Genomic DNA, 13,087 nt, shown 5'->3' with positions numbered 1-13,087 from the left:
CACAAGTTACCAACATGCCATAACCGACATTAATCGATAGAATATAATTTTTTAACATTTATAGTAAACTGTTAAAACTTTTCAGCTAATTTTGCGCCTCAAATTTTCTGTTTATTATGACTGTTGATATTTTCTTTTTACTTGGTTATTTCATCGTTATCCTTATCTTTTGGGCAATTCCTTATTTTAGAAACTTTCTGGAATCTCATAAGTCAGAATTATTGACAATTTCTTCGGGTTATATTTTCTTGTTGGCCGATGTAAAATCGGACGATAAAACTATTGTAATGTTTGGCAAAAATTGGGAAGAATTAAATACTTTTTTAATAGTTGTAGGCCTTGTTTTAGCATTCATAAGTATTGTACTTTCTTATTATGAAAAACAAAAACAACAATCTTTTGAAACGATTACTACAGAGTTGGCCAGTACAAAGACGAAACTAAAGAAAATTCAAGAAGAATATAAAGAACTATGTAGTGAAAACATCAAGGAAATATTCTCAGACTTTTTGTCAACTTCAAACGGAAATGGACGCGTAAGTTTGTATAAACATGAAGGAACAAATTTTAAGTTGTTAGGAAGATATTCAAACAATCCCATTTATAATAAAGAAGGGCAAGAAACTTATTCCGATTCTGAAGGTTTTATTGCAAAGGGGTGGCAGAATAATAGATTTGAAGTTCACTCTATACCAAATTGGTCAGGAAAAGGTGCTCAATATAAATCACATGTTAAGGCACTTTGCAATATAACCGATGAACGTCTAAAAAAACTAACGATGAAAAGTAGATCATTTTTTATTTATCGTTTTAATAATAATCATAATGCTGGTAATCCACATGGAATAATAGTCTTTGAGAAAATGAATGATTCACAAATTCAAACAGCTCTTATTGATGCAATCTTCCAGAATCATGAGGCACAAATTATTTCGCTTTTAAAAAATATGAAATCCTTATATTAACTGGCCAGCGTGTAACAGAAGTTTTATCGATTAGCTGGTTTTGTCTTAAGTGGGATATAGTCTGAACTTTACAATTTCTTATTGCATTTTTATTTAACTTGCCGCTACTAAGCCGAGCGGCAGATCGATATGCCACATTTTAACTTAAATCGCGTTATAGTAATAAATACAATGAATGATAATACTTTTAAATACTGAAAAGTAAAATATAAAACCAATTTCAAAACTAAATATTGAAAACGTTTATAAATTTAAACCATTCAAAGATTAGAACTTCTTCTTCAAAGTACTTTCTAAACACAGTTTTAAGTATAGGTTTAATTTAAGTGCATCGATTCTGCACCCAAATTCGATTGTTGACTTTTATTATTGCGCAAATAATTAAAGAATAATGAATTAACATAAAGTAAGCTACAATATTGCTTTTTTTAGCATTTTATACCTATTATCTATCTAGTTATAAACAATATTATAGCTCATGTACGTATTTCTCCAAATAATTATTTTTTGCTAAAATTTATTAAATATAAAACATTCTTAATGTTTTATATTTAATAAATTTTAGATGGATTTTTAGAAATAAAATTTTCTTAAATCCTTTTTTTAATTTTTCTGGCAGGTGTTGTCTATGGATGTTTTTCTTTAATACTCATCAATTAGTGTTAATTTAAAGTCTTTAATCTGATTATTTTATGATTCATAGTTTTTTTTTTGTTTTTGTTTTTTATTTTATTGATAATCAGGTATTTGTAAGGTTATTTGTTATTGGTTTAGTTCCTAAATTAGCCATGTAATTTCTTCGATATTCTCCTGTTATTTTCATGGGATTCGAAGAGCTAAACGTAAAAATATAATGAAGAAAACTACCAAAATCATTTTATGTTTCTTTACTGCAGGAGTGCTGTATTCATGTGGATCTAAAAACCTTTCCAAACGCTATACAAATGTCTGGAAGGCTCCGTTATTTAGAATTGCAGAAACTCCACAGACTATGGTACAAGTTGGTTTAACAACTAAAAACGTTAATAATCCCCCAGCTGCCCTACGGTAAAATACAACATATTAAGTTTATCCGAAGGAGGGCAGCAGGCTTATATAGAAAGCGCTAGGAGTATCAGTAAAGATAAAAAAGCTTTCTTAGAGATTATAAATAGTAATTTTAATTTTTCGGCAGAGGAAAAACCTGCAATTAGAATTATTCCAAAGACTATTGTCAAGGCTTTTATTTTTGAAATCGATAAACTTCAGTATCAGCCAACTGATACTGAAAATCCATTTAATTCAGGAGTCACAATTTTTAATATACCCGGTGACCGAATTGCCTATTTGGAACTTGATCTTAAAATGGCAGAAAGCAGTACAGTTGTTTTTAATTCATGGGATACATACAGTTCTCGGTATTTAACTCAGAATTTAGGAAAAGTTACAGCTTCACAAAACTGGAATGCATAGTTAACTGCAAGTGCAAATGCTGGCGGTTAAATAGCTCTTAATACTAGTAATTCAAGAGAAGGATCCGATAGTAATAAAAATACATCAGGTGTAACTTTTGTAAACACAGGAACAGCAGCGTCAGATACCACTTCCAATGGAAATGAATTTATTGCAACGGATAAAGGGACAAACTCAAATGCAAGAGGAGTGACCGGTAGTGCTGGACTTGGCTTACGTGGAACGGTTGGGCATCAAAATAATTATGAGACATCTACTGAGCTGTTGGCAAGGCGGCTTGAGTTGACAGGTGCCTTAGAAAAAAAAGAACTTAAAATCCGTCAGGAAGGAGGAGTGCTGATTGATTTGAGCGGTAATGTGCAAGTGACTGTTGAGCTTCTAATTGAAGATGACTGGGCTGCTCCTGTTGCTCTCTGTAAATTCAGTAATTTATATACCAATGCAGTGCCAGTTTTACCTAAAGATATTGAGTTTAAACTGAAAACACTGATTTATCCAGATATAAAAAAAGATATTATAGCGACATTGGATTACAGCTTTCTTTACAGACAGATTATAAGCGGGCATAGGCATTTGCCAGAGGCGAGGCAAAAAATTAAGCTGAATCATGGATTTGTTAAAAATGCAGAGAATTTAAAACTGAAAAAAGCGCCTGTAACGCTATTAAAAGCACAGGATATCAAGCCTAAAATATATGAGCTTAAAATAGGGGATCAAATTTTAAGTTTTGACAATACTGCTCTGAAATTCGAAACCGTGGATGAAGCAACAGCTTTCTTAAGATATATAGGAGATCTAGTGCTTAAAAATATGGTAATTTCTAAGATAAATCTTAATGGTAATACTCTTGCAGCAAGCAGTTATGAAGCAATAAAAATATCTACTGTCCAATTATAAAAAAAACTATGGAAAATATTAATGAGATCTTAAAGGCTGTTTCTGAAGAACCAATAAGTTTAATAAATCAGCGTCTTTTGGAAAAGGAGCTGAAACTGGAAGTTTCAGCTATTGAGTTTATTGAAAAGATTGAAGATAAAAACAAGTTAAATGCAGAGGCAGGCCTCAATAAAGATTTTTTTAGGAAATGTCGAGTCCAGAATGGACAAGTACACTGTAAGCCAACTAAATTTTCATAATTTATTTTATTAAAAACAGGTATAAATACTTAATGGTCCTGTGTTCTTTTTATATAATTTCAACACCGATCCTAATTTGTCAAGTTATGGGCTTATTGCGCCAAAGTTTGTTTTTGGATTAATATGAGGACAATATGAAAATGAACATCTAAATTGTTTTTAATTTATAATAGTATAATATGACTTTAAAACTACCTAAAGTATCAAATTTAATTTATAAAAATAAAGGAAACGAAATCTGGCAGAGTTTTGCTTCCGAGTCAACTCTTGATAATATTGAGATTGTAAGCGTCGTTCCTTGTATTATTAAATTCAATATGATCAATTACCATCTCACTAGCGATAAAGATTGGGTTGATAGCAATATTTCAGATTATGTTCTGCTTGTAAATAAGAAACCAACCCGAAAAGATCTGGAAAGCAATTCTATAATAATAAAACAATGGCTTAAACATCCCAGTTTTGTTAATTTATCTCCTAATGAGGTAGTAGAAACATGGACGGATAAATTTCGATTTGTAAAAGAAAATGAAAAGAAAAATATAAAGGGATTAAGGCCTCCACAAATTGGTGCATTGTATTCAATTTTATCTCATCTTCAAAATCCTGAAGAACGGGCAATAGTAGTTATGCCAACAGGAACTGGAAAGACAGAAACTATGTTGTCGGCTTTGATTTCCAATCAGTGTCAGAAGCTGTTAGTTACCGTTCCGTCAGATTCATTAAGAACACAGCTTTCAGAAAAGTTTATGACATTGGGGCTCTTAAAAAAGTATGGCATAGTTGATCCTTTATGCTATAATCCTATTGTTGGAATAATTAATACCGGATTTGACACAATTGAAGATCTTAAAGAATTTGTATCAAAATCAAATGTAGTAGTTTCAACGATGAATATTCTAACTGGTTTGGATAATTCTGAAAAGACACTTCTAAACGAATATTTTTCGCATTTATTTATTGATGAAGCGCATCATTCTGAGGCGAGAACATGGAAAGATCTAATTGATAAATTTGATAAGGAGAAAGTATTCCTCTTTACAGCTACACCTTATAGAAATGATGGAAAGAACTTAACGGGAAAGATTATTTTTAATTTCTCACTTAAAAAAGCTCAGGATCAAAAGTATTATAAAGAAATAAATTATCTGCCAATACGTGAATACAATCAAAAGTTAGCTGATGAAAAGATCGCGGAAAAAGCAGTTGGTCAGTTAAGAAAAGATATTGACGCAGGTTACAAGCATATACTTATGGCAAGATGTGTCAATAAGATTCGAGCACAAGAAGTTTTCCAGCACTATAAGAAATATAAGGAATTTAATCCTGTTGTGGTTTATACGAATGTTGCTGGATTATCGAAAAAAATTGAAGCTATAAAAAATTATGAGCATTCAATAATTGTTTGCGTAAATATGTTAGGGGAAGGATTTGATCTTCCCAACCTAAAGATTGCTGCTATACATGATGAAAGGCAGAGTTTACCTATTACATTACAGTTTATAGGTAGATTTACAAGAACTTCGTACGATAATTTAGGAAATCCAAGTTTTATCACAAATATTGCATACCCACCTATTCAAGAAGAACTAGATAGACTCTACTCTAGTAATTCTGACTGGAATTTAATTTTACCTCGTTTAAGTGCAGATGCCACGCAAAAGGAGATGAATATTAAAGAATTTTTAGAAAATTTTAAAAATCTAAATAATTCTAATATTTCATTTCAGGAAATAAATCCAGCAATGAGTACGGTAATATTTAAAAATATTTCCAATACATGGAATCCGTCAAACTGGGAAAGCGGTATAGCTAGCATTGAAGATTATGAACATAAATTCAGCGACACAAATGGCAGTGATACACTTGTCATAATCCTTGGTAAAGTCGAAAAAGTGGAATGGGGTAATTTTGAAACGGTAAAAAACTTAGGATGGGACATCATTATTATACACTGGGATTTAAGACCAGGGATTAATAGAGTTTTTTTAAATACATCATTTAAAAACTATTCTTCAACTTCTTTGATGAATACGATTTTTGGAGAACATAGTTTAAGTCAGATTACAGGCATGAATGTCTTTAGAATTTTTCATGATGTCAATAGATTGTCCCTCTATAATGTAGGCACTCGAAAAGGGATTGGTGAAGACATTACTTTTCAGTCTTATTTTGGTAAAGGGGTTCAAGATGGGATTAAAGAGCTTGAGCAAGGCAATCTTATTAAAAATAATATTTTTGGTGTTGGTTATAAGAATGGAGAAAAAATATCTTTAGGCTGTTCCGTAAAAGGAAAAATATGGTCATATCAGAGAGGTAATTTAGATGAGCTAACCAAATGGTGCAGATCAATAGGCGAAATAGTAGAGGATAATGATATTGATCCTAATGTAGTCTTACAACATACTTTGGCTATCAGTAAAATTTCAGAACGTCCGAAAGTAATGCCTATGTTGATTGATTGGCATCCAGAAATGTATGAATTTTCAGAAAGCAGATATCAAATTCATATTGAAAGAAGCATTTATGATATTTCGACCTCGGAGTTAAACTTAGTAAATCCAACTATTGATCAACCTATAAGATTTACATTAGATACAACTGACTATTCTCTAGAATTTGAGTTTCAAGTAGGGCTGGATATTAAAACTAATGAGCCCTATTATAAGATAATTCAAATTTCGAATACAGATTGCAGTGTATATTATGGAAATAAAAAAGAGACTATAACAGAATTCCTTAATAAATTAACTCCAACAATTTGGTTTGCGGATGGTTCTCAGCTTTTTCAAAATCTTCATGTCCAATTAAAGGAGAAGTCAAATTTTATTCCAGTAGATAAAATCATTGCAAATAATTGGGACGGGATTGATATAAGTAAAGAGTCTCAAGATATTGCGCCTTACATTCAAGATTCGATACAATATAATTTTATAAAAAAAATTGAAAATGATTTTCAAATCATCTACGATGATGATGGTAAGGGAGAAATTGCAGATATAATTGGAATAAATGATTCTAAGACTCAGATAGACGTGCATCTGTACCATTTAAAATTTGCCAAACATGGGCTGGTTAATAACAATATTGAGAACTTTTACCAAGTTTGCGGACAGGCGCAGAAATCACTAAAATGGAAGCACAGGAAAGGTAGGGAATTTTTCAATCATTTATTTAGAAGAATTAATAAAACTCTCAATGGCAATAGCTCAAGTAGACTAATTAAAGGTACTGAAGAGGATATGGACAATTTATTAAATCAGGCAAAGTGGAGTAAAGAAATTATTTTTCATATTTATATTGTACAGCCATCATTGAGTAAGGCAAAAGCTTCAGAAGATATTTTATTGTTATTGGGAAGTGTTTATCATTATTTGCATACGGTAGGTAATATTGAATTAAAAGTATATACAAGTGATTAGAAGCAATTACCTTAATATTTATGTTTTGATGTTTTGACTGTTTTTTCTGTAGTGGTTTGGGGAAATTTTAGTCAACTCAATGTAAACTGAACACACTATAGAAGGATCGGTAAAATTTGGAGTATTTTTTTATAAAAAAGACCATTCAGTCAGCACTGCTAACTGATAATTTTTTCGTCAAGTTTTTCAATAATTTTCACGAGGGCATCAAGGGATTTATTATACCGGGAAATCAATTCAGTCATGTTGTCCAGCACATAATCTTTTTCCGAATTTACAGCACGCAGATCAGTATACAAAATAGAAATGGATGATGCCGTCTGTAATATGCGGTTATCCTTTGTAAGCTTTCCCAATTCCATCATTGCCGGATCTAAAAAATCCACCCGCATCCTATGTATATTATAATTTGGATTTTGATTTAGGTGTGAAATAAATCGGAAGTATAAATCGAAAAAAGGTTTGTACTGTTCATTGCTGTATAATTTCTCAGTATCATTTGCAATCAGGTATTTTAGACTGTTGATCTGAATATTTAATGTATCCAAATCCTGATTTAATTTCTTTGAAGTTGCAGAAATGCCATCCTGAAACTCGTCCCATTTATTATTCAGGTGCTGAAAGTTATGGTTCAGCACATCAATAAAGCCGTGTATGTGATTTGAAATCTTTGCAGCTTTATTGTACTGCTCCTGAATTCGGGCTTCACTGCTGAAAAGCTGCTTATGCCAGGGAGATTTTGTCTTATTGTCCAAATAATCCATAAGATCATTTTTATCCAGCGAAGAAAATCGGTCATTGCTAATGGTTGTCATCAATTCCAGAGAATCGTAGCTCCATTCTCTTTTGGCAATGCTGAGCTTAAACTCCTCAATAGATTTAATCTGTTGCTTTATCGGCTCCTCTAATGTTTTTAGTTCAATGCTCCATCTCTTTCCGTTTTTTTTGATTTTCTTTCTATTTGTGTACCATTCGTAAAATCTGTTTAGGAAGAAACCGACAACTAAACCGGTTAACGTTGAAATTATGGGAATCAGCCTGCTAAAATTGATGTCTGGTTCTTTTTCTTTCACAATAACAATTTGTGTGGCTGGATCAATTGGTTTCGGGACATTGCTCAATTCAATCTTAACGGTATCGATTCGTTTCCTTTGTGGTGTCATTTCGGTAATCGTTGCCTTAGATTCTGATGTAACGTTGCTGTAGGTTTGTCCCGGTAAAGCGGCAAATGATGCGATGATCAAGACAGTAATGTATAATTGCTTCATAATCATATTACTTTTCGTTAATACCCGAAAATATTTATTTTATCGGGGTTTGCAAGATAATTGCTGGGAGTGTAGGAAAACTGATGCTGGATGTTATTTTTGAAATCAATAATGCCGTGATCGTACTGCGTTTGAAAAATCAATTTCGCAACTGCATCCTGAATCTTTTCGATAAAAGTCATGTAATATACGGGATTAAAAAAGATATTGTCGGTATGAGCTGCAAGAATCATGGTAATGTCAGATTTTAAATTATTCCTGCTGCGAAGCTGTTTTCCTAAATTCTGGTACAGATGCCGATCCTCTTTAAAATAGCTTAGAATGAAGTAGGTTTTATTTTCCTTCTTTTTTGGGAGCAGCGTTACAAAGACATTTTCCATTCTATCATCAGAATGAGAGATTGCGCTACCTTGGAAATCAAAATCGAGATAAAAGGAGGAGGATGCGGCAATAGGGTAAAAGAATGGCAGTTCAAACACTTCGCTTTCGACCCTGGAATAATCTTTTTGCTTAATGGCTTTGTCAAAAATCTTTTTATTCTCAGTGATATCAATCTGTGACTGATCGCCAAAATTTTTTGAAATGGATAACTCCAATTTTTTATGACATACCATTACAAATCCCCGGTATGCAAATAAAAAGTTCTGTTCTGGGGACTTTAAGTATGTAAAGTTTTCTATCGGGCGGAAAATGGAATCATGATTATTGCAGAAACCCATGAAAGTGGAAGCGGAGTTTTTCTGGAATTCCCTGCTGACAAGCTTTCCCTTATCAAATTTGTATGATAATACCTTGCCATTCTCGGCTATTTCGCTTAAAATTCCATTGTTCTGTATGGAATGGGCAGCTGTAACAATAATTTCTCCATTTTCGTTTAGGTTGCAGGTCGACGTATCAGCATCCGGATGCCAGCAGATTTTGCTGGCTCTAATACCTCTTTTAATCACCTCTTTCTGGATTGCGCCGTATTTATCGTGACTGATATCTGTTAGATTAAATTTATCAAACACGCTGTATGTTGCTGTATTTCTCATCCGGATAGGAGGAAGACTTTTTGCAGTCTGCATAAAATCATGGTAGTTAGCAGAATTGAGTCCTCCCATTTGAAAATCCCTAATGACTTCAAAGGTCTTTTCAAAATTGATTTGAGGATTTTCTAAAATTTTCAGATAATTTACCATAAGTTTTTTTGCATTTTTTCTTGTTTAAATATATGCACAATCATGTATTTGCTGAAAAGAAATACCTTAAAAAAAATATTTAATAATAACTAGAAATGGCTTTTTCAAATTCGGACCCCTCTTTTACTCAAAAAGGACAGAAAGTTAGCCTCGTTATTTTTTTTTGACATCGAGAGGTTAAAAATCGTCATCTTCATGCATGATTTCATCCTCAGTTATGATGTTTTGATTAAAGGATTTATATATGTCGTCGAGCGTTTCCTTGACTAGTTTTATTTTAGAATCACTATCAGCTAAGGAGTGCACATCATCATACTGGATTTCCAGCTTGGTATCCAGTTCAAGCAATGCAGTCAGTTTTAAGATCAATGGATTTAGGTCGATATCTGCAGTTGTTGTTAAATCGACCGAAGGAAATGAAAGCGTTCCATCCTGCGGATCGAAATTAATTGTGACTTTGTCCTGCTCTATTGTATTGGTTACTATTATGTTGTGCATAGCTTTATTATTGTATTATTTTTTTAATATTATATTTTCTGGCTCTCTGTTCAAAAATGTACTGGCCGCCATCCAATACATTGCAGATTTCCTTTTGGTGGTCTTTTTCCTCAAGGACGAATTGCTCGTATTCGATAATATTTTCAGTATTAGTGCACATGATAACGTTTTCTGCGTCTCCGTACACCACAATGGATGGATTATGTGTGACCAGGAAGATCTGTTTTTTAAATTTTAGGTCTCTGATCAGGTTGATAAGTTTGTCGGTAATGAATTTGTTGCCGAGATTGTCTTCAGGCTGGTCGATAAAAATGATTTTCGAATGGCCGCTTCTCAGAATTGTTTCCAGATATTTCTCAGAATTGTAGCCCGGAGAATTATTCTTAGAGGTGCTTTCCTCGGAATACTTGAGATATTCGGTCGGCTTATCAAATGATTCTAATATGCCTTTAATATTTGTATAGGTTTTTTTTGCCAGGTTTTCAGCAGAATTTTCGTTTAAGTTTTTTATTTTTAACTCTCCAAGCGCAAGCTTTATAAGGGTTTCATAAAAATTCATGCTACTGTGTACGCCGCTTATACCGTCAAAAATTTTTCCTTTTAAGCTTTCGGTGCTTTCCACTTCCAATACGACGCTTACTTCGTCATTTATGGCAATTTCCTGGACTCCTCCATAGGTATAATTTTCGAAAAGGAAACAGTGGTCGCGAATCTGCAGTGCAATGTCAAATGCCTCTTTAATATTATTTTTAAGGAGTGCCAGCCTTTGATTAGATGCTTCTTTTTCCCTTCCCTTTAGATCAAGATTAGCATTTTTGCTTATGATGACATTCTTAACTTCTTCAATGAAATTTTCTTTTTTGCTGTATTCGCTTTTTAAATTCGCAAAGGAACCTTTCTTGCTTTCCACCAGTTCTCTAAAGGCCGTGATTATGTTTTGTTCATCATCGGTAAAGGTCCAATTCTCATTGACCTCGAATTTTGCCGTGTTATCAAGTAGCATATTGATGACTTCGTCTGAGCTTCTAAAAGAGTCATTCCTGTTTTCAATGTTTAAAATAGTTTTGAAAATGTAGCTTGAATCCAGAATAGAGATAATGTCTTTATCGTGAAAAGTGAAATTGGAATTTAAAGCATCATATAATTTGCCATAAATTGAAGTTAGATCATCGATAATATTTGTTAGATTCTGTTTTTTGGTTTTGAAAAACTCTAAAGCAGTCCTATAGTTTTCAATTTCTCCAGATTCGTTGATCAGGTCTCGTAATGATTTATTTTCAAAGTAATTTACAATATCTCCCTGATTAATATAGATTATGTCATGTGTATTGTAGCTGATCATGTTCTTGTAATCGTTATCCAGAAAACTTTTGACGTTCGCATTGCTTATATTTATCCCGTATTTCTCAATCTGGCTCTTTCTGTTATTTATCTTTTTTCCTAAAATATTAAATAAAAGACTTTTGCCGCTTGAACGGCCTCCGATAATTGCATTCAAGTTTGGGCTGAAGGTTAATGTCGTATTTTTGATAATAGGACTGTCAATAAATTCTATGCTGTGTAAGAAATTGTCAAACCTTTGTAAAACCTCTACTTCAGAGAACTTCTTGATCCTAGACTGTGGATCAATGAATGCAAATCGGATGGATTCAAATGATGGTTTTCCTTTTATGCAGTAAAACTGATGGTCATCTCCATCTTTATTGGTGCAGGGATAACTATTGCAGTTATGATTGTCTGAAAAATTGATGTAGGGAATATCATCTTTTTCCTTAAAGTCCAATGTTTTTATTCTGTCGAATCCTTCATTGTATATCTGTCTGGCGCTTTCTTTCACTTTTTCGAAGGCGCTCGGCATAAGAAGCACCATCTGCTGGCAGAGCTTCATATCATAATTTTTATAAGGGTCTAGGATGCTTTTTGTATTCCCAGCATGGGGTATGAAAAAGAAATTTAAATCATTGAACAGGTCATATAAATCGTCAATAACAATAGTCCTGTCAAGCATCGCAATATTTTTTTTTGCGTACAGTTCTTCTATTTTATGCGAGATGGCCTGAACGCTTTCGAAATCGTTATTTTCAAAAATAATGACACTGTGATAGGTGATGGGTTTGCCGGACTCAGGGACCTCGATATCAAACTCGCATCCGATAAGCAGCTTTGGATCGCCCTCGATATAATTGTCGTAATAATCTTTGTATGCATCAACATTTATAATGTTGTGATCAGTTAATGAAAACAATTTTACATCGTTATCAATTAATTTTTGCTTTAGTACCTGTATGTCGAAATTTCCCTGATAGTCATTTGTTTTAGTCTTTTTGCTAAAATCGGTATGAATATGTAAGTCAACTTTAAACCAGTCAGAGTATTTTTTCATTGTTTTGATATTTAGTTAGCACTTTCCCTATACAAATTTTGAATTTTAATATTAAAACTTTTTATGGAAAACCATAATATGGAAAAATTATTCCAAACTTATAGTTTAACATCCATAAAATCATGAGTATAAATACTTATTTTGACCCCAAAATAATAGTGTTAACTATGAAATCAAAATTAAAAAGCACTTGCGGATACAATGGCTCCGCATTTAATTTCTTGTATTAATAGTGTTTAAAAGGTTTTATGAAATTATTTATTAAGGAGTTAATAAAAAAGTGTAGTTCAAATTTTTATGCATGTAAAATTTGAGCGGTTTTGAAGATAATCAAATTAAGCTTTTAATTAATAGGTGTGTTGAAAAACGGGAATATAATAGAATCATATCTGCTAAAATCCCTGTATTTACTGATATTTAGATCTTAATATTTGATTTTTAGTAACTTATATCTTTTGAGTAGGTTTTGATTAATTAAGTCTTTTTTTAGATTCGGAAACTTTTGAGATCCAATGAGTGGACAAATCTTTAATTTAGTAGTATTTTTACTGGTTATTTTGTAAAATTATTTGTACCTTATTTGTACCATTGCTTTGTTAGGTATTGATTTATATGGGATGTTAGTTTTGAAGAAGTAAAATAATTTACTCCGTAGAGACGCACCGCAGTGCGTCTTTGCAAATGAATATTGAAAACCGAGTCAGAAATGACTCGGTTTTTTTTGTGGGCTTTGGTTACGATTTTAAACCCGACAGGTTTTCAAAACCTGTCGGGTTTGCTAT

General features: G+C 32.5%; 9 protein-coding genes. 5 read left to right on the top strand and 4 right to left on the bottom strand.

The window, feature by feature from the left end:
• The first annotated feature begins 116 nt into the window (after positions 1-116).
• The 5 genes from BM289_RS02965 to BM289_RS02945 all read left to right on the top strand — a co-directional run bounded on the left by BM289_RS02965 (position 117) and on the right by BM289_RS02945 (position 6,975).
• Positions 117-965: a hypothetical protein gene (locus BM289_RS02965; RefSeq protein ID WP_091490721.1), complete on the top strand. Its 849-nt coding sequence runs from the start codon at positions 117-119 to the stop codon at positions 963-965.
• An 853-nt stretch (positions 966-1,818) separates the two neighbouring features.
• Entirely contained in the window at positions 1,819-2,016 is a 198-nt protein-coding gene (locus tag BM289_RS02960; protein ID WP_091490720.1) for a hypothetical protein, read from the top strand.
• A 590-nt stretch (positions 2,017-2,606) separates the two neighbouring features.
• Entirely contained in the window at positions 2,607-3,314 is a 708-nt protein-coding gene (locus tag BM289_RS02955; RefSeq protein WP_091490719.1) for a hypothetical protein, read from the top strand.
• A gap of 8 nt (positions 3,315-3,322) precedes the next feature.
• Positions 3,323-3,553, top strand: a complete 231-nt coding sequence (locus tag BM289_RS02950; RefSeq protein WP_091490718.1) for a hypothetical protein — start codon at positions 3,323-3,325, stop codon at positions 3,551-3,553.
• 179 nt (positions 3,554-3,732) lie between these two features.
• Positions 3,733-6,975 carry a DEAD/DEAH box helicase gene (locus BM289_RS02945; protein WP_091490717.1) on the top strand — a complete coding sequence of 1,081 codons (3,243 nt, stop codon included), beginning with the start codon at positions 3,733-3,735 and terminating at the stop codon, positions 6,973-6,975.
• A gap of 158 nt (positions 6,976-7,133) precedes the next feature.
• Here the strand turns inward: BM289_RS02945 and BM289_RS02940 are convergent, their stop codons facing one another.
• The 4 genes from BM289_RS02940 to BM289_RS02925 all read right to left on the bottom strand — a co-directional run bounded on the left by BM289_RS02940 (position 7,134) and on the right by BM289_RS02925 (position 12,305).
• The gene (locus BM289_RS02940) at positions 7,134-8,243 is read right to left on the bottom strand and encodes a hypothetical protein (RefSeq protein ID WP_143102029.1); all 1,110 of its coding nucleotides are present in this window, start codon (positions 8,241-8,243) and stop codon (positions 7,134-7,136) included.
• 17 nt (positions 8,244-8,260) lie between these two features.
• Entirely contained in the window at positions 8,261-9,346 is a 1,086-nt protein-coding gene (locus tag BM289_RS02935; RefSeq protein WP_208610225.1) for a hypothetical protein, read from the bottom strand.
• 255 nt (positions 9,347-9,601) lie between these two features.
• Complete coding sequence (locus BM289_RS02930; RefSeq protein WP_091490714.1) at positions 9,602-9,922, bottom strand: hypothetical protein; 321 nt, start codon at positions 9,920-9,922, stop codon at positions 9,602-9,604.
• A 7-nt stretch (positions 9,923-9,929) separates the two neighbouring features.
• Positions 9,930-12,305: a PHP domain-containing protein gene (locus tag BM289_RS02925; RefSeq protein ID WP_091490713.1), complete on the bottom strand. Its 2,376-nt coding sequence runs from the start codon at positions 12,303-12,305 to the stop codon at positions 9,930-9,932.
• Positions 12,306-13,087 lie beyond the last annotated feature (782 nt).

Origin of the sequence: Flavobacterium phragmitis, from assembly GCF_900112575.1 — a bacterium.
GTDB classification, from domain to species: Bacteria; Bacteroidota; Bacteroidia; order Flavobacteriales; family Flavobacteriaceae; genus Flavobacterium; species Flavobacterium phragmitis.
The sequence above is the reverse complement of the archived record's forward strand: the minus strand, read 5'-3'. Positions and strand labels throughout refer to the sequence as shown.